Genomic DNA, 22,584 nt, shown 5'->3' with positions numbered 1-22,584 from the left:
GCGGGATGGGACCACGCCGCATGTCTCAAATGCATGAGCGGCCGGGGCGGCAGCCTTGCGGCCGCCGCCCGTTTCATTTCGGCAAGTATACCCGAATTTAGAGCGTCCTGCTCACCATCTCGACGCGGAAGCACTCGATGATGTCACCGACGCGCATGTCCTCGTAGTTCTGGAAGGCCATGCCGCATTCCTGGCCGCCCGGCACTTCCGAAACCTCGTCCTTGAAGCGCTTGAGCGTCTTCAGCGTGCCTTCGTGGACGACAACGTTGTCGCGGATCAGGCGCACGCCCGCGCCACGCTCGACCTTGCCTTCGGTGACGCGGCAGCCAGCGATCTTGCCGATCTTCGAGATGTCGAATATCTCGAGAATCTCGGCATTGCCGATGAAGGTCTCGCGCCGCTCCGGCGAAAGCATGCCGGAAAGGGCCGCCTTCACGTCGTCGACGAGGTTGTAGATAATCGAGTAGTAACGGATCTCGATGCCCGCGGCAGCCGCCGCGGTGCGCGCCTGCGCATTGGCGCGAACGTTGAAGCCGATGATCGCGGCACCGGACGTCTCGGCCAGCGAGACGTCGCTTTCGGTGATGCCGCCGGCGCCCGAATGGACGATCCGCACTCTGACCTCGTCGTTGCCGAGCTTTTCGAGAGCGGCATTGATCGCCTCGATGGAGCCCTGCACGTCGCCCTTGATGACCAGCGGGAATTCCTTCAGCCCGCTCGTCTGCAACTGCGACATCATCTGCTCCAGCGAGCCGCGCTGGCCGGCATGCCTGGCCACCGCCTTGTCGCGCGCCAGGCGCTGACGGTACTCGGTGATCTCACGGGCGCGCGCCTCGTTGTTGACGACGGCGAAGCGGTCGCCTGCCTGGGGCGTGCCCTGGAGGCCGAGCACCTCGACCGGCATTGCCGGCGGCGCTTCCGGCACATGCTCGCCGCGATCGTTGACGAGCGCACGCACACGGCCCCACTCATTGCCTGCGACGATGATGTCGCCAGGCATCAGAGTGCCGGTCTGCACCAGCACGGTGGCGACCGGACCACGGCCCTTGTCCAACTGCGCCTCGATGACCGCGCCTTCGGCGGTGCGGTCGGGGTTGGCCTTGAGGTCGAGGACTTCGGCCTGCAGCAGGATAGCTTCCAAGAGCCTGTCGAGATTGGTGCCCTTGGTCGCCGAAACCTCGACGTCCAGCACCTCGCCGCCCATCGATTCCACGAAGACTTCGTGGCGCAGCAGCTCGGTCCGCACCTTCTGCGGGTCGGCGTCGCGCTTGTCGATCTTGTTGATCGCCACGATGATCGGCACGCCGGCCGCCTTGGCATGGTTGATCGATTCGATCGTCTGCGGCATCACGCTATCGTCGGCCGCCACCACCAGCACCGCGATGTCGGTGACCTGGGCGCCGCGGGCGCGCATGGCCGTGAAAGCGGCGTGGCCGGGCGTGTCGATGAAGGTGATCTTCTGACCGTTCTTCTCGATCTGGTAGGCACCGATGTGCTGGGTGATGCCGCCGGCCTCGCCGGAGACGACATTGGCGTTGCGGATGGCGTCGAGCAGCGAGGTCTTGCCGTGGTCGACATGGCCCATGATGGTCACGACCGGCGGACGCGACACAAGGTCCTCCGGGCGGTCGGCGATGTTGAACAGGCCTTCCTCGATGTCGGACTCGGCGACGCGGCGGACGGTGTGGCCGAATTCGGAAGCCACCAGCTCGGCCGTGTCGGCGTCGATGACATCGCCCGGCTTCAGAATCTGGCCCTGCTTCATGAAGTACTTGACCACGTCCACGGCGCGCTCGGACATGCGCTGCGCCAGTTCCTGGATGGTGATGGTTTCGGGCAGGATCACTTCGCGCATGACTTTCTCGCGCGGCTCATTATGAAGCGCGCGTTTGAATTTTTCCTGGCGGCGACGCATCGACGACAGCGAACGGGCGCGCGCGTCGTCATCCGACAGCGCCGAGTTCAGCGTCAGCTTGCCGCGGCGGCGATCTTCCTCGCCCTTGGTCGGCTTGGCCGGGCGAGCCACTTCCGGCGTCGCAAGACGGCGCGGCGGTGTGCTGGCTGCGCCACCGGTGCCTGTGCGTCTGGGCTTAGCCTCTTCCTCGTCATCGGCCGTGGCGATGTCGGCGGCCTGCGGCGCGCGACGGCGAGCCTCCTCCTCGGCACGGCGACGGGATTCCGCCTCGGCCTGCAGGCGCGCTTCCTCCTCGGCCTGACGGCGCGCGGATTCCTCGCGTTCACGCTTGCGGCGTTCCTCTTCCTCGGCGCGACGCTTGGCATCGTCCAGAGCGCGCTGGCGATCCTCGGCCTCGCGGGCCTTGGAACCTTCCAGCGCCCTGCGGCGCGCTTCCATCTCGCCGCGCGAGAGTTCGTTCAGAACCATGCCGGAACGCTCCGGCGGCGGCGTCGGCGCCTTGGGCGCTTCCTGCACGGCAGGCGCTGCTGCCACAGGAGCAGCGGCAGGCTTGGACGTGAAGACGGACGGCGCCACCGGCTCCGGCTTGTCGCCGGGCAGCGAGAACTTGCGCTTCTTGGTCTCCACGACGACCGACTTGGTGCGGCCATGCGAGAAATTCTGGCGCACGGTGCCCTGCTCGAGGCCGGGGCGCTTCAGCGTCAAGGTCTTCTTCGGCGTAACGCTCAACGTCTTGTCGTCGCCCGATTTCGTATCGCTCATTCCATATCCTCTGCGGCATCATCTTCGTCAGCAACGGCCGCAAGCATTGCCAGATCGTTCGGGGTACCGCCCCGATATCGGTCGAGCGCAACAACGCGCTTCTCAACCGCCAGTCCTGCGTCTTGCGCGAGGACGGCAGCATGTATCACATTTGTACCCCCCAATGCCAAGCTCAACTCGGCCTCGGGGAAAAGTTTGTAGGCAAGGATGGCGGGGCCGCCGAGATGGACGGTTGCCCGCCGCGCCTGACTGATCTTGCGGACGCCATCGTCCGAAGCCTCGGTCGCATGCAGCACAAGCAGCGCCTGGCCGTCGCGCACCGCGCCCTCGACCTTGGCGGCGCCAAGAACGACGGCGCCCGCCTTGCGAGCAAGGCCGAGCATGCCCAGAGCGGATCTGGAGAGCAGCCCGTCAACCATGGCGCCGATGTCGGCCGGAACGGTCACCTGTGCCTTGAAAGCACGGGCAAACAGGTTCTTCGCCGCTGCCTTCTCGATATGTAGGCGATCGGCGGTGACCCAGCAACCGCGGCCGGGCAGATTTCTCTTGATGTCCGGAACAACGGCCGAATCCGGGCCGACGACGAAGCGGATCAGTTCATCCGCTTCGGCCTGCCTGCGCGTAACGATGCAAGTGCGATCGTTCATCTCGTCCACGGGCTTTGCGATTGGTGGTCACCTCACGCACCGACGGTTTCGTCGGCCGCTGTCTCTTCGGCGGCGAGCTCTTCCTCGGTGATCCAGCCGGCCTGCTTGCGGGCCGCAAGAACCATCTGCTCGGCCTCGGCGCGCGAGACGCCGTGGCTGGCGAGCACGCCCGGATAGACCTTGGTCTCGCCGTCCTTGCGCTCTTTCCAGCCGATCAGGTCGTCGGCGGCATAGCCGGCGAAGTCCTCGATGGTCTTCACGCCGTCCTCGCCGAGCGTGACCATCATGGCGGTGGTGACGCCGGGGATCTTGCGCAGCTCGTCCTTGACGCCCAGCGCCTTGCGCTTTTCGTCATGCTCGGCCTCGATCTTTTCCAGATATTCGCGGGCGCGGGTCTGAATTTCCGAAGCGGTGTCCTCGTCGAAGCCGTCGATCGAGGAGATTTCGCCCGGATCGACATAGGCGACTTCCTCGACGCTGGTGAAGCCTTCGGAGGCGAGCACCTGGCCGACCATCTCGTCGACGTCGAGAGCTTCCATGAAGAGCGCCGAACGCTCGACGAATTCCTTCTGGCGGCGCTCGCTCTCCTCCTGCTCGGTCAGGATGTCGATGTCCCAGCCGGTGAGCTGCGAGGCCAAGCGCACGTTCTGGCCGCGGCGGCCGATGGCCAGCGACAGCTGGTCGTCCGGCACAACCACTTCGATGCGCTCGGCATCCTCGTCGAGCACCACCTTGGCGACTTCGGCCGGCTGCAGCGCGTTGACGATGAAGGAAGCGGCCGAAGGCGACCACGGAATGATGTCGATCTTCTCGCCCTGCAACTCGCCGACCACCGCCTGGACGCGGCTGCCCCGCATGCCGACGCAGGCGCCGACCGGATCGATCGAGGAATCGCGCGAGATGACCGCGATCTTGGCGCGCGAGCCCGGATCGCGGGCGACCGACTTGATCTCGATGATGCCGTCGTAGATTTCCGGCACTTCCATGGTGAAGAGCTTGGCCATGAACTGCGGATGGGTGCGCGACAGAAAGATCTGCGGGCCGCGCTGCTCGCGGCGCACGTCATAGACATAGGCCCGCACGCGGTCGCCATATTTGTAGTTCTCGCGCGGGATCAGCTCGTCGCGGCGGATGATCGCCTCGCCACGGCCGAGATCGACGATGACGTTGCCGTATTCGACGCGCTTGACGGTGCCGTTGACGATCTCGCCGATGCGATCCTTGTATTCGTCATATTGGCGGTCGCGCTCGGCCTCGCGCACCTTCTGCACGATGACCTGCTTGGCCGACTGGGCGGCGATGCGGCCGAAATCCATGGGCGGCAGCTGCTCGGCGATGAAGTCGCCGAGCTGGGCGTCGGGATTGCGCTCGCGGGCCGTGGAAAGCGCGATCTGCGTCGCGTAGTCCTCGACCTTCTCGACCACTTCCATCAGCCGCTGCAGCTTCATCTCGCCGGTGTTCGGGTTGATGTCGGCGCGGATGTTGGTCTCCTGGCCATAGCGGGAGCGCGCCGCCTTCTGGATCGCGTCGGCCATGGCGGCGATGACGATCTGCTTGTCGATCGACTTTTCACGCGCGACCGCGTCGGCGATCTGCAGCAGTTCAAGCCTGTTGGCGCTTACAACCATTGTCTTTCTCCCGATTTCGCGCCGGGCACGCGGCCCGGCTACTCAATCAATTTTCCTGTTCGGTTTCGTTTTCTTCGTCCGCGCCGGCGTCTTGCGCTTCGCCGCGGCGTTTCCTGGCTTCCTTGCGCGCCCGGTTGTCCTTCGACAGGGCATCGCGGATGAGATCGTCGGTCAGCACGAGCCGAGCCTCGGCGAGCGCGTCATAGGGCACGCGCACCGTCGGCTCCTCGCCATAGGCCGCCTTGTCGCGCTCGACCAGGATGCCGTCGGCGTCAGCCTCGGCGATCTTGCCCTTGAAACGCTTGCGGTCGCCGATGAGAATCGATGTTTCCAACTTGACCAGATGGCCGGTCCAGGCGGTGAAATCCGATTTGCGCACCAGCGGCCGGTCGATACCGGGCGAGGACACTTCGAGATGGTATGCCTTTTCGATCGGATCATCGACATCGAGCGCCGGCGACACGGCGCGGCTGACCTCTTCGCAATCCTCGACGGTCATGGTGCCGTCTTCGCGTTCGGCCATGATCTGCAGCGTCAGCCCGTTCTGGCCGGTCAACTGCACCCGCACGAGACGGAAGCCGATGGCCTTGAGCACCGGCTGCACGATCAGCGCAATGCGCGCATCGATGCCGCTTTCGCGGATGATACGGTCGTCGGCCTCGCTTGCCGCTGCAGTCATCAGATCCCTGTCGTTTTTTGGCTTCCGGCCGGCGGGTAATAAAAAAGAGCGGGACCGGGTGGACCCACTCTTCGTCATACCGACCAAGAATTTGAGGCTGATATAGACGATTGCCGCCGGCGTTTCAAGCCTTCAGGCACAGGCTAGCGGTTGCGTCTACAACTGGCGCGGCCATCGCTGGGCCGCATGCATCACGGTGAGTATCTCGATCTCGCCGCCGACAACGCGGTAGGGAATTATGTACGGGATATCAGAAAGGACCAGTTCTCGCGTCCCTTTCACCCGCCCGACCCGCCCCATGGCGGGTTGCTCGGCGAGATTGTCCGCGGAGGAAACGATACGGGCAACCACCCGTGCCGCGGCCATTGAATTGTCCTTTTCGATGAAAGCGCCAATCTGGTCGAGACGGCGCATGGCGCGCTGGGTCCAGCGGATCCGCTTCATCGTTCGGAGGCCGGCTTGACGTATTTCGCTATGACGCCGGCCAAGTCCTTCTCGCTTGCGAATTCTCCTCGATAGGCTTCGTCAAGGCCGGCCTCGATCTCGGCAAGCTGCCATTCTTCCCTGGCGACATAGTCTTCGATCGCTTGAGCCGCGACGTAGGAACGGGAGCGATCCACCTTTTCGGCCAATTGGTCGAGCTTAGCCACAGTCTCATCAGGAAGCCGTACGGTGAAGGCACTCATCATCCTGTCTCCATTCTGGTTCACTATGAATGTGATGGAACCAGAATGATTCGTCAAATCCGCGCATCGCGGGGCAGAACGCGCTTGAGCTGCGTTGCGCGCCGCGCATTGCCATGCAGTTCTTTGTGAGGGGATGTGTCGTCGCTATCTGAGCCGTGGATAGCTTTCGTCCTCGGTGCGCGGCAGCCGCGGCTGGGGACCGCTAAGAGGGGCCCGCAAGCCGCGCCGTAACGACGTGAAAGCTCGGCATCGACCCGGCGGCTTTCGATCGGATCGGCCGCTTCTAAAGCGGATGAAGTTGAGAACTGCCGGCCTATTTCCGGATGAAGGTCAGGTAAGCAGGCCGTCGACCCTCGCGGATGGCCTTGGCCTCATAGCGTGTGCCAGGCCAGCCCGCATAGGGCCGGTGCCAGTCGGCAGCGTCTTCGGCCTGCCATGCGAAGGCGCCATGATCCCGGCAGGCAAGCAGCGTCCAGTTGACGTAGCTGTCAATGTCGGAGGCGAAGCGGAACCTGCCGCCGGCTTTCAGCACCCGGGCAAATCGGCCGAGGTTGGCGGCGCTGACGAAGCGCCGCTTCCAGTGCTTCTTCTTCGGCCACGGATCGGGATAGAGCAGGTCGATGCCGTCGAGCGAGCCTGACGGCAGCCAGTCGAGCAGGCGCGTGGCATCGTCGTCATAGACCCTGAGATTGGCAAGCGGCGACTTGCCGAGCGCCGTCATCATCTTGGCCATGCCGTTGACGAAGGGCTCGACGCCGATGAACCCGGTCTGCGGCGCTTCCGTGGCGCGATGCAGAAGATGCTCGCCGCCGCCGAAGCCGATTTCCAGCTGGAGTGCCGAAACCTCTGCCTTGAACAAGGTCTTGAGGTCAGCCGGGGCTTCCGCAGTCAGGTCGATCCGGTATTCGCGCAAGCCGCATTCGAGGGCAATCGCTTGCTGCGGGCGTATAGTTTTACCGTGCCGGCGACCGAAGAATCCTTCGGTCACCCGGCTCAGCCTGTCCTTTGCGTGCACTGGCGTCAGGCGGCGACGGCGTCCTTGAGCGCCTTGGCGAGATCGGTCTTCTCCCAGGAGAAGGAGCCGTCGCGGCCGGCCTTGCGGCCGAAATGGCCGTAAGACGAGGTTTTCGCGTAAATCGGCTTGTTCAAATCGAGATGACGGCGGATGCCCGACGGCGATAGATCCATCACCTTGCGCAACGCCTCTTCGAGCTTCGATTCCTCGACCTTGCCGGTGCCGTGCAGGTCGACATAGACCGACAGGGGCTGGGCGACGCCGATAGCGTAGGAGAGCTGGATGGTGCAGCGGTCGGCAAGCTTGGCCGCCACCACGTTCTTGGCGAGATAGCGGGCCGCATAGGCCGCCGAACGGTCGACCTTGGTGGTGTCCTTGCCCGAGAAGGCGCCGCCGCCATGCGGTGCCGCGCCACCATAGGTATCAACTATGATCTTGCGGCCGGTGAGGCCGGCATCGCCGTCAGGCCCGCCGATGACGAACTTACCGGTCGGGTTGATATACCAGTTGCAGTCCTCGGCGATCTTCAAGTCGCCAAGCGCCTCGCGGATATAAGGCTCGACCACCTTGCGGACCTTCTTGGAATCCCAACTCGCATCGAGATGCTGGGTGGAGAGCACGATCTGCGTGACTTCCGCCGCCTTGCCGTCGGCATAGCGCACGGTGACCTGGCTCTTGGCGTCCGGGCCGAGCTGGCCGGCATCGCCGTTGCCTTCATGACGCGCCGCGGCCAGCAATTCGAGAATCTTGTGGCTGTAATAGATCGGCGCCGGCATCAGGTCGGGTGTCTCGCGGCAGGCGTAGCCGAACATGATGCCCTGGTCGCCGGCACCTTCCTCGCCCTGGCGGTCGGCGGCGTTGTCGACGCCCTGGCCGATGTCGGGTGACTGGCCATGCAGCAGCACGTCGATCTTTGCGGTCCTCCAGTGGAAGCCGGACTGCTCGTAGCCGATCTCGCGGATCGCCTTGCGGGCAACAGACTTGAACTTGGTCGGGTTGACCACGGGGTGGCCGGACGCATCCTTGAGGACGTTGCCCGCCTTGTCCTTCTTCAAAAGCGTGTCGGGAACGCGGACCTCGCCGGCGATGACGACGCGGTTGGTGGTGGCCAGCGTCTCGCAGGCGACGCGGACCTTCCACGGATCCATGCCCGTCTTCTTGGCTTCGCGATAGACCAGATCCACGATCTCGTCGGAGATACGGTCACAGACTTTGTCGGGATGACCCTCGGAGACGGATTCCGAGGTAAAGAGATAATTCTGCCGCGTCACGGGTGTCCCCTCTTGAAAAAGATCGGCAGGGCTGCCGATTTTGGCGCGCCACGTGTTAGCGGTGCCGGGCGCCGCTCGTCAAGCGGCGCGACGGTTCTGGCATGAGTGTAGGCAAGTCCAGCTATGCCACCGGCGGCAGGGCGCCGGCCGGCGGCACAGGTAAAAATCAATCGGCCTCTTCGGCGGAGAGCGCCTTCACCAGATCGATGATGCGGCGGCGCACCTTGACGTCGCCGATCTTGACGAAAGCCCGGTTGAGCTGAAGCCCTTCGGGACTGCCGCAGAATTCGATGGCGAAGGCCATCGAGGAGTCTTCGGCAAATCCCCTGGTGCCGCCGGCGGGCTCCTCGCCCGGGGCATCCTCGAAAAAGAAGGCGACGGGAACGCTCAGGATGGAGGCGATCGCCTGCAGACGACTTGCGCCAACCCTGTTCGTGCCCTTTTCGTATTTCTGGATCTGCTGAAAGGTGATGCCGAGATTTTCACCCAGCTTTTCCTGGCTCATTCCAAGCATATTGCGACGCAGCCGGATGCGACTCCCGACATGGATGTCGATCGGATTCGGCTTCTTCTTGTTCTCTTCTGTCATTTTTTCCTCGCCGAATTTTTCCGGCTTCTTCTATTATGTTCCGCCCATATGAAGCCGGAGCCACCTGCCCCAACAGAACCCTCCAACCGACTTCGAGAAAATTTTAGGCGTTACAGTATGAGTTTCTAATGTGCCGACTGTCAATTCACCCGTAGCCGCTGCCTTACATTCCATGTGAAGGCCGTCAGCGCAAACACCAACATGATCAGTAATCCGTTAATGCTCCGCTGGTCGGGAGACAGAAAGGTGCGCCCAGAAACCGGCACATGCGCGTCAATGGCGCCGCGCGCATCGACGGCAAGCGCATCGACGATGCGGCCGCGCGAATCGACGACTGCGGAGATGCCGTTGTTGGCCGCGCGCAGCAGAGGCAATCCATTCTCCACCGCCCGAATCTGAGCCTGCCTGAAGTGCTGATACGGGCCCGGCGTGTCGCCAAACCAGGCGTCGTTGGTGACGTTCACAATTACGTCAGACGACGCGGAGTCGACGCCGACGAGATCGGGAAAGATCACCTCGTAGCAGATGAACGGAGCAGCGCGCAGGCCGTCCGGCAGACCGATCGGATGCCGCTCGTTGCCGGCGGCGAAATTCATCGGTCCGGCAACGAGCCGACCGATACCGAAGCGCTCGAAAAGGTCGGCGAAGGGCAGATACTCGCCGAAGGGCACCAGATGCACCTTGTCGACGGCATCGACGATCTCGCCCTTATCGTTGATCGCCGCCACGGAATTGTAATAGCGGCTGCCGGCGCTCGCCGATCCGCCCTCCTCGCGCACGACACCGGCAATCAGCATCTGACCGTCGGCCAGCATGTCGCCCAGCGCCGTCAGCGCGTCCGGACGTTCGGTGAAGAGGAACGGCACCGACGTTTCCGGCCACAGGATGAGCTGCGGCTTAGCATGCCCCTCTTCCGGCGCTTTCCCCGATATCCCCAGCAAAGTAGCGAAGATGCGATCGCGCACCGAAGCGTCCCACTTCTCGCTGAGATCGACCGCGGGCTGGACGATGCGGACATCGATCGAGCGTGTCGGTTCAACCGGGGTGACGAGCCTGAAATAGCCGAAGCCGACATGGGCGGCAACGAGGATGACGAAGAGGGCGATACCCAGTCTCAGATGCCGGCGCGCCGCGACCAGCGCGGGAAGCGAAAACAGGAAGACGGCGAGCGCATTCATACCGATCATCCCGGTCACCGAGACGCTCTGCATCAGGAGCGGCACCGGCATCGCCGCGTAGCCGATGGCGTTCCAGGGAAAGCCGGTGAAGAGGAAGTCGCGCAGCCATTCGGCGAGGCCGAAGCCGAAGGCAAGGGCCGCGATGCGGCCGATATCGCTGCTCCAGAACAGCCGCGCCACCACGGTGGCAAAGCCATAGAAGAAGGCCAGCGCGAAGGGGATGCCGACAACGGCGAATGGCAAGGCCCAAGCGAAGCTGTCGGCCTCGACCAGCAATGCCTGGCCGATCCACCACAGGCCGGCGAGGAAATAACCGAAGCCGAACCACCAGCCGGTGGCGAAAGCCGGCCTCAGGCGCTTGAGCCAGCCATCGGATGCCTCACCCGTGGCGCCGTCGAGCAGCCAGACCAGGACCGGGAACGAGACGAAACAGACGGCGAAGAAATCGTAAGGCGCCTGGGCAAGCACCGCCAGCGCCCCGGCGGCAAAGGCCACCAGCGCCCGCCGCCACCCCCACAGCAGAATTATCCGGCCGGCAAAGCGCTGCATCAAGTTTCCCAAGTCGCGCGAGAATCAGGGAACTAGAGGTTTAACAGGCTGCGCCGCCCGATCCAAACCCGGATAAGCGTCGCCTGATACACGGTCGCGCTATCGGTGCCAGCCCTCGATCCGCAAGCCAGTCAGCCGCTCGGCCTCGTCCTTCGGGACAACGCGCACGGTCTGGCTGAACGTCCAGACATGGCCCTCGGGATCGCGGGCGCGGTATTGGCGCTCGCCGTAGAAATGATCCGTCGGTTCTTCAAGAATTTCCGCGCCGGCCGCACGTGCCTTTTCGCGATGAGCGTCGACATCTTGCTGCAGACGGACGTAGACGGCTTGGGTGTTCTTGCCGCTGACCGAGGCCGGGCTGGCGATATGCCCGGCCCATTCGGAATCGACGATGATGTAGCCGTCGCCGAAACGCATTTCGGCATGGACAAGCCGGCCCTCGGCGTCGCTCACCAGCATGCTCGGCTCGAAGCCGAAGGCCGCCTGCAGCCAGGTCAATGCGGCGCGCGGATCACGGTAGAAGACGCCTGACCCAACGGTGGCGTGCCTGAACGGATCGTCGATCGTCATGCCGCTCCAAGTTTTGTCTTCAGGCAATTCCGGACGGGAAAATGCTACGCACTTTTCCTGGAATTGCTCTGGACATCAGGCCTGCTCCGTGCGAGCCGCGCGGCGGCGCTGCCGCTCGCCCTTCTGGCTCTGCACGATGCGTACGCGCTTGACGCGGCGCGGGTCGGCGTCGAGCACATGGAACTCGAAGCCGGGAATGGCCTGCACGACTTCGCCCCTGGCCGGGACACGTCCCAGCGTGTTGAAGATCATGCCGCCGATGGTGTCGACATATTCGCCGTGCTCGCCGGCGGCGAAATCCTCGCCGATCATCTTGGCGACCTCGTCGATCTCGGCCTTACCGTCGACGACGAAGACGCCGTCGCCGGTCTGCGTGATCATCGGCTCGTCGTCGTCATGCTCGTCCTCGATGTCGCCGACCACCATCTCGACGATGTCTTCCAGCGAGGCGAGGCCGTCGGTGCCGCCATATTCGTCGATGACCAGCGCCATCTGCGTGCGCGTCGTCTGCATGCGGCCCATCAGGTCTGAGGCCAACATCGAGGGCGGCACGAACAGCACCTGGCGGATCAGATTGAGATCGCCGATGGTGCGCGCGAGATCGACCTGCGCGAGGTCGAGCGCCGTCGTCACCGGTGCCTTCGCTCTGGTGCGGCCCTTCTTGACGCGGGCGACCTTGGTGATGTGGGCGAGTACGTCGCGGATGTGGACCATGCCGCGCGGATCGTCCAATGTCTCGGAATAGACCGGCATGCGCGAATGGCCGGATTGCTCGAAAAGGCCGAGCAGGTCGCCAAGCGTCGTGTTGATCTCGACCGCCTCGATATCGGCGCGCGGCACCATGACATCCTCGACCCGCACCTCGCGCAGGCGCAGGATGTTGTTGAGCATGGCGCGTTCGCCAGGCGAGAAGGATTCGGCATCGGTCGCCGTTTCGGCAAGCGCGCCGGCGATCTCCTCGCGCAGGCTGGTGCCGTTGCGGTGCCGGAACAGGCCAAGCACGCGATCGAAGAGGGAAGGACCGGCATGCGTCGGCTCGGCGGCCGCGCTGCCGGTGGGAATACTCGGACTGGAGCCCTCTTCCGTCTTTTCGGAAGGCTTGGCAGCACTGCCGGCGTCCGGACGGGCGGCAGTTTCTGGGGTGTCGTTCATCGCCATCGGGTCAATTGAGCTTTTTTGTTACGCGTAGGGATCGGGAATGGCAAGCCTCGCGAGCGCGGCGCGCTCGATCGCTTCCATCTCCTCCGCCTCGGCGTCGGTCTCGTGATCATGGCCCAAAAGATGCAGCAGGCCATGAATGACGAGATGGCTGATATGGTTCGCAATCGGCTTGTCTTCCAGGGCGGCCTCGCGCGCCACCGTCTCGAAGGCGAGCACGATATCGCCCAGCATCGGCGGTAGCCGGCCGCCTTTCGGGAAGGAAAAAGCCGGGAAAGACAAGACGTTGGTGGGCTTATCCTTGCCGCGCCACTCAGCATTGAGCGTCTGGATATGGGCATCGTCGGAAAAAACGATGCTGAGTTCGGACGCCCCGCCGGCGCCTGTCTCGGCAAAGGCGGCCGCAACGGCGCGATCGACGAGACGCGTCAGCTCGGCTTCGGCAGGCCAGCCGCCGGCCTCGACGAAAATATCGATATCGAACGGCGTCTCGCCGCCAAATTCCGGATCGTCAGCCATGGAGCCTTGATCAGCTTTCGGCGCCCAAGCCTCGCGCCAGCTTGCCGTCGCGGTCATAGGCCTTGACGATTTCGGCGACCAGCGGATGGCGCACCACGTCGCCCTCGTTGAAGCGGACGGTGACGATGCCAGGCACGCCGTCGAGGATGCGCAGCGCCTCGACCAGGCCCGATTTGGTGTTGGGCGGCAGGTCGATCTGGGTCGGATCGCCGGTGACGATCATGCGCGAGTTCTCGCCGAGGCGGGTCAGAAACATCTTCATCTGCATCGGCGTGGTGTTCTGCGCCTCGTCGAGGATCACCGCCGCATGCGCCAGCGTGCGGCCACGCATGAAGGCCAGCGGCGCGATCTCGATGACCTCGGCGGCGATCGCCCGCTCGACCTTGTCGGCCGGCATCATGTCGTAGAGCGCGTCGTAGAGGGGCCGCAGATAGGGATCGACCTTCTCCTTCATGTCGCCGGGCAGGAAGCCCAGCCGCTCGCCTGCCTCGACGGCCGGGCGCGACAGCACGATGCGCTCGACCATGCCGCGTTCGAGCAGCATGGCCGCATGCGCCACCGCCAGATAGGTCTTGCCGGTGCCGGCGGGGCCGATGCCGAAGACCATTTCCGAGCGCTCCAGCGCCCGCATATAGGCGTCCTGGGTGAGCGAACGGGCGTAGATCGTCTTCTTACGCGTCGATATCTGCGCGGCCGAAACCTTGCCCTTGCGCTCCAGGGTTGGCAGCGTCAGCTGGTCGTCGGCGGCAATCGCCATGCGCACGGCGCCGTCGACATCCGATTGGCCGATGTCGACGCCCTTCTGCAGGATGCCGTAGAGCGTATCCAGCGCGCGGCGCGCCTGTTCGGCGGCCGAAGCCGAGCCTTTGATCGCAAGCTGGTTGCCGCGCGAGCGGATGTCCACGCCGAGCTTCTGCTCGAGCCGGGCCAGATTCTCGTCGAACTGACCGTAAAGGGCGCTGGCAAGCTTGTTGTTGTCGAAGGTCAGTACGATGTGCGCCATGTCGGAAGCCCCGGACGCCTGGTTCTGGGGCGGATTCTTCAGTTCAGCAGCGCTCAACCGTCTCTCCTCATCTGCCGAGGCCCGTCAGGCCAGTTCGGCGAACAGGCTGTTGGGGCCTGTCTTCGTGATTCGTACGTCAATAATGTCACCGATTCCACCGGCGTTGTCGTCAACAATAACCGGGTTCAGCCATGGCGAGCGGCCGACGATCTGGCCGGCACGGCGGCCAGGCTTCTCGATCAGCGTGCTGACGGTGCGGCCGACCAGGCCGGCGATGAAATTCCGCTGCTGCTCGTTGATCAGCGCCTGCAGACGCTGCAGACGCTCGTCCTTCACCGCTTCCGAGACATGGCCGTCCATTTCGGCGCCCGGTGTGCCGGGGCGAGGCGAATATTTGAACGAGAAAGCCGAGGCGTAGTTCACCTCGCGCACCAGCTTCAGCGTCGCCTCGAAATCCTCGTCCGTCTCGCCGGGGAAGCCGACGATGAAGTCGCCGGACATGGCGACGTCGGGGCGCGCAGCGCGGATGCGCTCGATGAGCGCCAGGTAGTCACGTGCCGTGTGCCTGCGGTTCATTGCCTTCAAAATCCGGTCGGATCCCGACTGCACCGGCAAATGCAGATAGGGCATCAAGGCGGGCAGGTCACGATGCGCGGCGATCAATTCGTCGTCCATGTCGCGCGGATGGCTGGTGGTATAGCGCAGCCGCGCCAGGCCGGGGATTTCCGCCAGACGGAACAGCAGGCGGCCAAGACCCCATTCCTCGCCGTTTTCGCCGACGCCGTGCCAGGCGTTGACGTTCTGGCCGAGCAGGGTCACCTCGCGCACGCCGGCCTCGGCTAGGCGCTCGGCCTCGGCGACGATCTGCGCCACCGGGCGTGAAATCTCGGAGCCGCGGGTGTAAGGCACCACGCAGAAGGTGCAGAACTTGTCGCAACCTTCCTGCACCGTGAGGAAGGCGGTGACGCCGCGCCTGGCAAGTTCGGCGCGCTTCGGCTGCGGCAGATGCTCGAACTTGTCCTCGATGGCGTATTCGGTCTCGACGATCTTCTCGCCGCCACGGACCCTTGCCAGCACGTCGGGCAGCCGGTGATAGGTCTGCGGGCCGATGACCAGATCGACCGCAGGGGCGCGGCGGATGATTTCGGCGCCTTCGGCCTGCGCCACGCAGCCGGCGACACCGATCAGGAGCTCGCGGCCCGCCTCGGCGCGCTCGGCTTTCATGTCACGGATACGGCCAAGCTCGGAATAGACCTTTTCCGCCGCCTTTTCGCGGATATGACAGGTGTTGAGCAGCACCAGATCGGCGTCTTCGACAGCATTGGTGGCGACATAGCCATCGGCAGCCAGCGCATCCGTCATGCGCTGGGAATCGTAGACGTTCATCTGGCAGCCATAGGTCTTGACGAAGACCTTTTTCGCCGTCCGGTCGCTGCCGGCCGAGTGCTCGGCGGCAGCGCCGATGCCGTGGCTTTCAATCGTGTTCAATTCCATCGGCCGGCTTCTAGCGTCTTTCCGTGACAAAAAACAGACGATTCTGCCTTGTGACGCGTCGTGCGGCCCGGACTCACCGGCTCTTGGCCGGCTCGGCGAGGATGGCCTGCATCATATCGCGCACCCTGGCTTCCATCAGCCTTGCGGTTTCCTTGCGGTTCGAGCCCTTGGAGAACGGCACCGGCTCGCCGAAATGCACCTCGGCGTCGAGCGCGCCTTCGGCGAGCAGGGTCTTCAGGTGCGGCATCAGATCCTGGTCGCCGATCCAGGCGGTGATCGGCCGATGACGGCGGCCCATCGGCATGCCGTGCAGGCGCGTATAGGCGATCGCCACGGGCTGGATGAAGACCTGGTCCGCCGCACCTTCCGAAATCGCCATCGAGGCAGCGCCGAAGAGCGTGCTCTTGAAGGGCAGCACGAGGTTGCCGTCCCCGGTCGAGCCTTCGGCGAACAGCACCATGGCGTCGCCTTTTGCCATCCTTTTGGCGATCTCGCTTGCCTGGTCGCCGGAGGTGCGCTTGCGCTCGCGCTCGATGTAGACGGTGCGCTGCAGCTTGGATAGCATGCCGATCAGCGGCCAGCCTTCCATGTCGGCCCTGGCGATGAACTTCACGTCGACAAAGGAGCCGAGCACCATGATGTCGGTCCAGGAAATGTGGTTGGCCGCCACCAGCACAGGACGTTCCCTGGCAAGCGCACCTTTCACATGCACCCGCATGCCGAGCGCCCTCAGGATCATGCGATGCCAGATTTTCAGGATGAAGGTATCGGGCCAGAGCCCCGTCTTCATCGACAGGATCTGCAGCGGCACCAGCACCAGTGAACAGACGACGACATAGCCGAGCGCCAGGAAAATCCGTAATTTCTTGATCATTCGCTCCGGCCCCAACCGGACTGTGGCTAGCGAAGATCGCGGCGCATGACAAGCGCGCCGGTAGGGCCGTGCTCGGTCGAACGGTAATAGTTCGGGCGATGGCCAACCTGGACGAAGCCAAGCCTGCGGTAGAGCCCGATCGCCGGCGCATTGGTCTCGTCGACCTCGAGGAAGAGCGCTTCGGCACGTTGTGCATGCAATTCGCGCAGCACCGCATCCATCAATTGCCAGCCAAGACCCTGGCGGCGATGGCTTCGGGCAACGGCCACGGTCAGGATCTCACCCTCGCCGGCCGCGAGCCGCGCCAGCACGAAGCCGACCGGCGGCTTGGCGCCTTGGCCGGTTTCGCGCGCCGCATAGCCGAACACGGTGTCCTGTTCGAGCAGCGCTGCGAACTCGCCATCGGTCCAGGGCCGCACGAAATCCTCGCGATGCAGCTCCGAGATGGCGGCGCTGTCGGCAACCGTCAGGGGTTCCAAGGCATAATCCCTGCGGCGCGGCTGAAAGAACGGTATGCGCATCAGGAGCCTTTTCCCTTTCGACCATGATCTTTTCCAAAAACCGGGTCCCACTTTTTGGGATCATGGTCTGCCTTCGGACCTTTGGGGACCTGCCTTGGAAGGATGAAGCCCGCCTGCGGCTTGGCGTCGGCGCCGCGCAGATAGAGCGGCTTGGGCTTTTCGCCCGGCTCCCTGATCGAGGCCAGCCTGGCATAGGTCGCGATATCGGCAGTGGCGGCGACCGGACCGGTGTCGAAGGCACGGCCCGCCGCCTGGGCAATCTGCGGCGCGGCTGTGCCGACCAGGACCGCTTCGGCGTTGATTGCCATGGTCGTCGCCTCGGAAAGCGTGACTACGAAAGGTCCGTAAGTTTCCGCTAACGCTTCATCGTAGAGCGCGGCATGGATTTCCTCGCGGCCGGCGTCGAGCGCAGCAAGCACCGCGCGCCCGGGAAAGGCGCTTGCCGCCTCCGCCGCCAGGGATTCCAGCGTCGTCACGCCGATCGCCGGGATTTTCAGCGCCAGCGCCAGGCCGCGCGCGGTGGAGACGCCGACACGCAGGCCGGTGAAGGAACCGGGTCCGACCGAGACGGTAATGGCGTCAAGGTCAGGATAGCCGATCCCGCCGGCTTTCAGGGCTATCTCGATGACGGCCATCAGATGCTCGGCATGGCCTTTGCCGAGATTGCGCACCTCGCGGCCAAGCTCCTTCCCCGCGCCTGCGTCATAGACGCAAGCGGCGCAGAGATTGGCAGCGCAATCGATGGCGAGCAGTTTCATTTAGGCAGCTTCATACGGCCGGTCAAAGAACTGGATCGAAACACAATTCCCTCTGCCCGGCATAGGCGGCCGCCGCAAGGGCCAGGGTTGAGAAATATTATGCGGCTTTGCTTCTACGCGCGGCGATCACGCCGTCGCGACAATGCGCAGCATGTGGTTGTCCCAGACATAGTCCGGTTCGGAACGGGTGGCGCCGGCGCCACCGACGATCTCGCCGGCGCCGGTCGTCGCCATGAAGCCGGCGCCGTCGGGCGCGAGGCCGCAGACCTCGACCAGCGATTTGGTCGCGACCACGCGTCCGCTGGCGGCGTCGAGGACAGCCAGCGAATTGCCCTCCGGCGAGGTGACGGCGACGGTGCCGGTGGTGGCGTTGGCGGCGACCGAACCGATGTAATTGCGGAAGCCGGAGAGCACGTCCTGCGGCATCTCCAGGAGCTCGAGCTCCTTGCCGCGCGCGGCACGGCCGACCAGCGCCGGCCGGTCGGTGGCCGGCCCGCGATATTGGCAGCCGAACCAGATGGTGCCCGCCTGGTCGCGATCCATGTGGCGGATCGACAGCTGATGCAGCGCCGGCGGCAATTCGTGCTTTTCGATCAGGTCGCCGGTGATGCGGTCGACCAGCGTGTAGGACGGCTTCATCGTCGCGATGTTGAGTTCGGCGCGGCCGAAATCGGGATGGGTCTCGATCCCGCCGTTGGCGATGGCTAAAGTGCGGCCGTCGCCGAGCGGGAGCAGCTCATGCGGGCCCATGCCGTAGGTCGGGAACTCGCCAACGCGATTGAATTTCTTCCGCGCGTCATAGACACCCACGACACCTGCCGCGTTGTCGAAATCGTTCTCCGTCGCATAGAGCAAGGCGCCGTCGGGCGAGAACACGCCATGGCCGAAGAAATGCCGGCCGGCGATGCTGGCGATGGTCAGCGGCTTGTCGCGGCCGGCATGGTCGAAGACCACGGCAAAGGTGCCGGGCTGGCGGGCAAAGACGACCGAGCGCTTCGACGCCGGATCGAAAGTGACGTCGTGGCCACGGTCGGGCAGATCGACCGTATGCAGGATTTTTCCCGCCTCGGAGAGCACGGCGGCGCCGAAGCTGCCGTCGCGCTTGACGAACGCCGTGGCAAACACCGCATCCGCGGCAAGCGTGTCGGCCCAGGCGCGCGGCGCCATCGCGGCTGCGAAGCTCACGCCCGCGGCTCGCAGGAAATCGCGGCGGTCTATGAGGGCGGTTCTCAATGTATCAATCTCCATCCAGCGACGAAAAGCCCGCGGTCAGGCCGAACTCCGCGGTCATCCTGGTGCCGATCGAGGTCGACAGGCTGGAAGTGATCAGCGCGAAATGCTCGAGCTTGCCGCGCAGCGCGGGGTCGGCGAGCGCCTTGTCGATCGGGCCGGCAACGGATTTCGCGGTTGTCACGCCGTTGGCGAGCTGGATGTGGATGGACTCGGCCATCCATTGCGCAACGGCGGGCAGCGCATCACCGAGCTTGGAGGCCTGGAACAGCTGATCGATGCCGGAGAGATTTCCGGCAAGCGAAGCCGTCGTGTTCTGCGAGCGCCAGTAGATCGCCTGCTTCGGCTTGTCGGCCTCGGGCTTCGCGCCGAGAAAGCCCTTGAGCCGCACGTCGCGGATCATTTCCAGGTCGTTGATGAAGACGCCGACCAGTTCCGTCACCGCTTCGTTGCCGTCGCGGTAGAGCGGGTTCTTCGGCCCCGGAGTGGCCCAGAGCGACGCGAAGCCGTCGGGCTTTTGCCATGCTTCGCGCACCTCGCCCGCCATCGTTTCAATGTTGCCGGCGACAGCCGCGCCGTAGGCGCAGCGGTAGGAATCGTCTTTCGCGGCAAGCGTTTCGGCGCCGTCGCCGTAAAGCACATATTCGAGCGCGCCGAGGCCCTGCATGGCGACGCTCTTTTGCGCCAGTTGCGCCGGATCGGTGGCGGAAGCATCCTTCGATGCGAGCGTGGCCTGCACTTGCCTCAGGCCGATGCTCTTGCGGTCCGGCCAATGGAGCATGCGCTCCAGCCGGTTGTTCTCCTTGATCGGTCCGAAGGCGATGATCTCGGCCACCGACCAGGCCTCGACCGTGCCGGAAAACGCCACGCGCGCTGCTTCGAGATTTTGCCCGGACGGCGCTTCGCAAAGCCGGTGCATCGCCTTGGTCAGGCCCGCCGCATGCTCGTCGAGGCTGGCATAGGCGGGGCGGATGAAACCGTCGATGGCGCGGCCGATGACATCGGAAGCCTTGATCGCGGCCGATGCCGGCATCACAGCAGCCAGAAGGAACGGAAGAGCAAGGGCCAAGTGTTTCGACATCAGAGCGACGCGTTTCGGCATCATAAGGACTCCAGGAATTTGATCAGCGCCTCACGATCAGCCGCGGCTGCGCCGGCGAAACGGTCGCGCGCCTTCCGGCCCTCGCCGCCGTGCCACAGGATCGCCTCGGCAAGCGTGCGAGCGCGACCGTCATGCAGATAGAAAGCATTGCCGTTGACTGTCGCGGTGAGCCCGATGCCCCAGAGCGGCGGGGTGCGCCACTCGCTGCCGCTCGCTTCACCAACCCGTTGCCCGTCGGCAAGGCCTTCGCCCATGTCGTGCAGCAGGAAGTCGGAATAGGGCCAGATCAGCTGAAAGGCCTGCGCCTTGTAGGGCGTGCCTCGCATGGTGACGAATTTCGGCGTGTGGCAGGCAATGCAACCCATCTCGGAGAACTGTTTTTTGCCAGCAAGCACGACCGGCTCGTCGAGATTGCGCCGCGCCGGCACGGCCAGATTCTGCGAATAGAAGGTGACGAGGTCCATCACTGGCGGCGGCGCCTCGGCCGTGCCGAGGCGTTGCTGCACCCCGTCCGGCATGACCAGGCAATCCTTCTGCGCCTCGGTGCAATCGCCCCAATGCTTGGGCATTTCCGGCGTCGAGATGCCGATATCGCCGGCAAAGGCATCTGCCGTTTGCTGGCGGATCAAGGCGGTCTGCGCCTTCCAGCCGAAGCGGCCCAAGGTCACCGCGGCGCTCAGCTCGTCGCGCACGATGTTCGGCCGGCCCGAAATGCCGTCACTGTTGCGATCGTCCGGATCGGCATGCGAGAGGATATCGGCCGGCGCGATCTGTTCGATCAGGCCCAGCCCGATCATCGGCGGCGTCAGGCGCGGCGACAGCGTGGTGCGCGGATCGAGCGGACCGTAGCCGAGATTTTCGATCGTATAGCTCGGCTTGCGCAGTGAAACGACGGCGCCGTCGCCGAGCGTGACCTTTTGCTCCTGGTAATCGACGCGCATCCGGCCTTCGCCCTTGAGCCCGGGAACTGCCAGATCCTGCAATTGCGCGCCATAGATCGGGTCCGGAAAGTTCAGCAGCTTATGGTCGGCGAGCGCGGCCCTCTCCTCGGCGCTGCCGGCATCGCGCGCCAGCCTCAGGAACATCGACGTCGATCTGACATCGCCCTCCGGCGGACGCCCGCGGCCATCCTTCAGATGGCAGTTCTGGCAGGCGCGTTCGTTGAAGAGCGGGCCGAGCCCATCCGAAGCCTGGGTAGAAGACGGCGACGACACCCAGTTCTTGCGGAACAGCGCGTTGCCGAGCTTGAAGGTTCCTTCTTCCTCGAAGGTGATATTGGCGGAGGATTGCGAGAAGGCATCGCGGCTGGCGTCCTTGCGCGACGTGCCGGCGCCACCCTGCATCAGCTCGAACGGCTCGGGCCTGGTGAAATCGGTCGTTGGCCTGGTGACGGCCAGCACCCGCGCCTGATCCTTCGGCGTCAGATCGGTGCGGCTTGTCGGCAAGGCGGCGGGCTCACCGGCTAAGGCGGATGCGGAAAGCATGATCGCCAGCAAAAGCGATGCCTCGCGACCGATCCGGTATCGCGGGGTCTTCCGAAGCGGCAGGGCGTCGACTGCGGCCCGCCGCGCGCGGCGCGAAAAATCTACGGAGCGCCGCATTCCCGCATGTCCTTACTCCGCCTCGTTGGCCGAGTCGGCGTTGAGCTGGCCGTATTTTTCCTCGCCGATCGAGGCAAGCAGATCGAGCTGCGTTTCCAGGAAGTCGATATGTCCTTCCTCGTCGGTCAAAAGATCCTCGAACAGCTTCATCGAAACGAAATCGCCTTCGTCCTGGCAGATCTCGCGCGAGCGCTTGTAGGCGGTGCGCGCGTCATACTCGCCGGCGAGATCGGATTCGAGCACTTCCTTGACGTTCTGGCCGATGCGCAACGGCGCGACGGACTGCAGGTTCGGGTGGCCTTCGAGGAAGATGATGCGCGCGATCAGCCGGTCGGCGTGATGCATTTCCTCGATCGATTCCGCCCGCTCCTTCTTTGCCAGCTTGGTGTAGCCCCAATCCTCGAGCAGACGATAATGCACCCAGTACTGGTTGACGGCTCCAAGCTCGAGAAACAGAGCTTCATTAAGCCGCTCGATGACCTGCGGTTCGCCTTTCATGGGTTCTGCTCCCGTATTGGCCGCGCAAGCCTCGCACGCGATCCAGGTGTGAAACGATGTCCAGGCCCCCCACCTCTGAGCGGGCGTGGTAATTCTCGGTGACCCGAATGATCGTTTCCACCACATTTGGGAAACAGCCGCAACAGCGACCGCGCTTGGCCATCGCGTGGTAGACCTTCGCGGGCACGATCAGCTGCCAGGGATCCTCGTCCAGCAGGCCGACGATCGTCTGCTCGATCTCCTTTTCGGTGATGATGTTGCAATGGCAGATCAGCATCTACTTGCTCTGGCTGACGGCGCCGTTCCGGCGCCGCTTGGCTGGTTTCTCAATCGAGCA

The 22,584-nt window shown here is 64.3% G+C and carries 23 protein-coding genes; all 23 read right to left on the bottom strand.

The genetic code is table 11. The features are described from left to right. Nucleotides 1-97 precede the first annotated feature (97 nt). The gene (gene infB / locus O7A05_RS09560; protein ID WP_337092752.1) at nt 98-2,677 is read right to left on the bottom strand and encodes a translation initiation factor IF-2; all 2,580 of its coding nucleotides are present in this window, start codon (nt 2,675-2,677) and stop codon (nt 98-100) included. Beyond that, nucleotides 2,674-3,324 carry an RNA-binding protein gene (locus tag O7A05_RS09555; RefSeq protein WP_224514300.1) on the bottom strand — a complete coding sequence of 217 codons (651 nt, stop codon included), beginning with the start codon at nt 3,322-3,324 and terminating at the stop codon, nt 2,674-2,676. Before O7A05_RS09555 ends, infB begins: the two co-directional genes overlap by 4 nt. A gap of 32 nt (nt 3,325-3,356) precedes the next feature. Continuing rightward, a complete protein-coding gene (gene nusA / locus O7A05_RS09550; RefSeq protein ID WP_337092751.1) occupies nt 3,357-4,952 on the bottom strand; it encodes a transcription termination factor NusA in 1,596 nt (531 codons plus the stop codon). Between the two features lie 46 nt (nt 4,953-4,998). Then, a complete protein-coding gene (gene rimP / locus O7A05_RS09545; RefSeq protein ID WP_337092750.1) occupies nt 4,999-5,631 on the bottom strand; it encodes a ribosome maturation factor RimP in 633 nt (210 codons plus the stop codon). 156 nt (nt 5,632-5,787) lie between these two features. Then, on the bottom strand, nt 5,788-6,075 hold the full coding sequence (locus O7A05_RS09540; RefSeq protein WP_337092749.1) for a type II toxin-antitoxin system RelE/ParE family toxin: 288 nt from the start codon (nt 6,073-6,075) through the stop codon (nt 5,788-5,790). Further along, nucleotides 6,072-6,320, bottom strand: a complete 249-nt coding sequence (locus O7A05_RS09535; RefSeq protein ID WP_337092748.1) for a CopG family ribbon-helix-helix protein — start codon at nt 6,318-6,320, stop codon at nt 6,072-6,074. The genes O7A05_RS09540 and O7A05_RS09535 overlap by 4 nt, the downstream gene beginning before the upstream one ends. 310 nt (nt 6,321-6,630) lie before the next feature. Beyond that, complete coding sequence (gene trmB / locus O7A05_RS09530; protein ID WP_415926984.1) at nt 6,631-7,305, bottom strand: tRNA (guanine(46)-N(7))-methyltransferase TrmB; 675 nt, start codon at nt 7,303-7,305, stop codon at nt 6,631-6,633. Between the two features lie 32 nt (nt 7,306-7,337). Beyond that, on the bottom strand, nt 7,338-8,603 hold the full coding sequence (metK, locus tag O7A05_RS09525) for a methionine adenosyltransferase (protein ID WP_337092746.1): 1,266 nt from the start codon (nt 8,601-8,603) through the stop codon (nt 7,338-7,340). A 166-nt stretch (nt 8,604-8,769) separates the two neighbouring features. Next, on the bottom strand, nt 8,770-9,192 hold the full coding sequence (locus O7A05_RS09520) for a helix-turn-helix domain-containing protein (RefSeq protein ID WP_337092745.1): 423 nt from the start codon (nt 9,190-9,192) through the stop codon (nt 8,770-8,772). A 140-nt stretch (nt 9,193-9,332) separates the two neighbouring features. Further along, nucleotides 9,333-10,919, bottom strand: coding sequence for an apolipoprotein N-acyltransferase (gene lnt / locus O7A05_RS09515; RefSeq protein ID WP_337092743.1), 1,587 nt, complete (start codon nt 10,917-10,919; stop codon nt 9,333-9,335). A 99-nt stretch (nt 10,920-11,018) separates the two neighbouring features. Beyond that, nucleotides 11,019-11,489 (bottom strand): VOC family protein, encoded by a 471-nt coding sequence (locus O7A05_RS09510; protein ID WP_337092742.1) that lies wholly within the window; start codon nt 11,487-11,489, stop codon nt 11,019-11,021. A gap of 75 nt (nt 11,490-11,564) precedes the next feature. Beyond that, a complete protein-coding gene (locus O7A05_RS09505) occupies nt 11,565-12,641 on the bottom strand; it encodes a hemolysin family protein (protein WP_224514100.1) in 1,077 nt (358 codons plus the stop codon). A 27-nt stretch (nt 12,642-12,668) separates the two neighbouring features. Beyond that, nucleotides 12,669-13,166 carry an rRNA maturation RNase YbeY gene (ybeY, locus tag O7A05_RS09500; RefSeq protein WP_337092740.1) on the bottom strand — a complete coding sequence of 166 codons (498 nt, stop codon included), beginning with the start codon at nt 13,164-13,166 and terminating at the stop codon, nt 12,669-12,671. 10 nt (nt 13,167-13,176) lie between these two features. After that, nucleotides 13,177-14,169, bottom strand: coding sequence for a PhoH family protein (locus O7A05_RS09495; RefSeq protein WP_224514303.1), 993 nt, complete (start codon nt 14,167-14,169; stop codon nt 13,177-13,179). A gap of 84 nt (nt 14,170-14,253) precedes the next feature. Beyond that, nucleotides 14,254-15,663, bottom strand: coding sequence for a tRNA (N6-isopentenyl adenosine(37)-C2)-methylthiotransferase MiaB (miaB, locus tag O7A05_RS09490; RefSeq protein ID WP_337092738.1), 1,410 nt, complete (start codon nt 15,661-15,663; stop codon nt 14,254-14,256). A 73-nt stretch (nt 15,664-15,736) separates the two neighbouring features. Next, entirely contained in the window at nt 15,737-16,537 is an 801-nt protein-coding gene (gene olsA, locus O7A05_RS09485) for a lyso-ornithine lipid O-acyltransferase (RefSeq protein WP_337092737.1), read from the bottom strand. 26 nt (nt 16,538-16,563) lie between these two features. Beyond that, the gene (locus O7A05_RS09480; RefSeq protein ID WP_337092736.1) at nt 16,564-17,058 is read right to left on the bottom strand and encodes an N-acetyltransferase; all 495 of its coding nucleotides are present in this window, start codon (nt 17,056-17,058) and stop codon (nt 16,564-16,566) included. Beyond that, nucleotides 17,058-17,816, bottom strand: a complete 759-nt coding sequence (tsaB, locus tag O7A05_RS09475; protein ID WP_337092735.1) for a tRNA (adenosine(37)-N6)-threonylcarbamoyltransferase complex dimerization subunit type 1 TsaB — start codon at nt 17,814-17,816, stop codon at nt 17,058-17,060. The genes O7A05_RS09480 and tsaB overlap by 1 nt, the downstream gene beginning before the upstream one ends. 126 nt (nt 17,817-17,942) lie before the next feature. Beyond that, nucleotides 17,943-19,049, bottom strand: coding sequence for a DUF1513 domain-containing protein (locus tag O7A05_RS09470; protein ID WP_337092734.1), 1,107 nt, complete (start codon nt 19,047-19,049; stop codon nt 17,943-17,945). 4 nt (nt 19,050-19,053) lie between these two features. Then, nucleotides 19,054-20,148 (bottom strand): imelysin family protein, encoded by a 1,095-nt coding sequence (locus O7A05_RS09465; protein WP_415926983.1) that lies wholly within the window; start codon nt 20,146-20,148, stop codon nt 19,054-19,056. Continuing rightward, entirely contained in the window at nt 20,148-21,749 is a 1,602-nt protein-coding gene (locus O7A05_RS09460; protein WP_337092733.1) for a di-heme oxidoreductase family protein, read from the bottom strand. The genes O7A05_RS09465 and O7A05_RS09460 overlap by 1 nt, the downstream gene beginning before the upstream one ends. Before the next feature lie 12 nt (nt 21,750-21,761). Then, entirely contained in the window at nt 21,762-22,247 is a 486-nt protein-coding gene (bfr, locus tag O7A05_RS09455; protein ID WP_224581843.1) for a bacterioferritin, read from the bottom strand. After that, complete coding sequence (locus O7A05_RS09450; protein ID WP_337092731.1) at nt 22,213-22,524, bottom strand: (2Fe-2S)-binding protein; 312 nt, start codon at nt 22,522-22,524, stop codon at nt 22,213-22,215. Before O7A05_RS09450 ends, bfr begins: the two co-directional genes overlap by 35 nt. Between the last annotated feature and the right edge of the window lie 60 nt (nt 22,525-22,584).

The sequence above is a fragment of the Mesorhizobium argentiipisi (SeqCode) genome (assembly GCF_037179585.1).
In the GTDB taxonomy this organism is placed as follows: domain Bacteria; phylum Pseudomonadota; class Alphaproteobacteria; order Rhizobiales; family Rhizobiaceae; genus Mesorhizobium; species Mesorhizobium argentiipisi.
Note: the sequence above shows the minus strand (reverse complement) of the source record. Positions and strands in the feature narration are given on the sequence as shown.

Excerpts from the sequence above, each read along its gene's own strand:
- O7A05_RS09535 (WP_337092748.1), bottom strand. The coding sequence starts at position 6,320 with ATGATGAGTGCCTTCACCGTACGGCTTCCTGATGAGACTGTGGCTAAG.
- O7A05_RS09465 (WP_415926983.1), bottom strand. The coding sequence starts at position 20,148 with ATGCCGAAACGCGTCGCTCTGATGTCGAAACACTTGGCCCTTGCTCTT.
- O7A05_RS09505 (WP_224514100.1), bottom strand. The coding sequence starts at position 12,641 with ATGAACGACACCCCAGAAACTGCCGCCCGTCCGGACGCCGGCAGTGCT.
- O7A05_RS09510 (WP_337092742.1), bottom strand. The coding sequence starts at position 11,489 with ATGACGATCGACGATCCGTTCAGGCACGCCACCGTTGGGTCAGGCGTC.
- O7A05_RS09450 (WP_337092731.1), bottom strand. The coding sequence starts at position 22,524 with ATGCTGATCTGCCATTGCAACATCATCACCGAAAAGGAGATCGAGCAG.
- bfr (WP_224581843.1), bottom strand. The coding sequence starts at position 22,247 with ATGAAAGGCGAACCGCAGGTCATCGAGCGGCTTAATGAAGCTCTGTTT.
- O7A05_RS09495 (WP_224514303.1), bottom strand. The coding sequence starts at position 14,169 with ATGGCGCACATCGTACTGACCTTCGACAACAACAAGCTTGCCAGCGCC.
- olsA (WP_337092737.1), bottom strand. The coding sequence starts at position 16,537 with ATGATCAAGAAATTACGGATTTTCCTGGCGCTCGGCTATGTCGTCGTC.
- infB (WP_337092752.1), bottom strand. The coding sequence starts at position 2,677 with ATGAGCGATACGAAATCGGGCGACGACAAGACGTTGAGCGTTACGCCG.
- tsaB (WP_337092735.1), bottom strand. The coding sequence starts at position 17,816 with ATGAAACTGCTCGCCATCGATTGCGCTGCCAATCTCTGCGCCGCTTGC.
- ybeY (WP_337092740.1), bottom strand. The coding sequence starts at position 13,166 with ATGGCTGACGATCCGGAATTTGGCGGCGAGACGCCGTTCGATATCGAT.
- O7A05_RS09480 (WP_337092736.1), bottom strand. The coding sequence starts at position 17,058 with ATGCGCATACCGTTCTTTCAGCCGCGCCGCAGGGATTATGCCTTGGAA.
- O7A05_RS09540 (WP_337092749.1), bottom strand. The coding sequence starts at position 6,075 with ATGAAGCGGATCCGCTGGACCCAGCGCGCCATGCGCCGTCTCGACCAG.
- O7A05_RS09460 (WP_337092733.1), bottom strand. The coding sequence starts at position 21,749 with ATGCGGCGCTCCGTAGATTTTTCGCGCCGCGCGCGGCGGGCCGCAGTC.
- rimP (WP_337092750.1), bottom strand. The coding sequence starts at position 5,631 with ATGACTGCAGCGGCAAGCGAGGCCGACGACCGTATCATCCGCGAAAGC.
- lnt (WP_337092743.1), bottom strand. The coding sequence starts at position 10,919 with ATGCAGCGCTTTGCCGGCCGGATAATTCTGCTGTGGGGGTGGCGGCGG.
- nusA (WP_337092751.1), bottom strand. The coding sequence starts at position 4,952 with ATGGTTGTAAGCGCCAACAGGCTTGAACTGCTGCAGATCGCCGACGCG.
- O7A05_RS09520 (WP_337092745.1), bottom strand. The coding sequence starts at position 9,192 with ATGACAGAAGAGAACAAGAAGAAGCCGAATCCGATCGACATCCATGTC.
- miaB (WP_337092738.1), bottom strand. The coding sequence starts at position 15,663 with ATGGAATTGAACACGATTGAAAGCCACGGCATCGGCGCTGCCGCCGAG.
- O7A05_RS09555 (WP_224514300.1), bottom strand. The coding sequence starts at position 3,324 with ATGAACGATCGCACTTGCATCGTTACGCGCAGGCAGGCCGAAGCGGAT.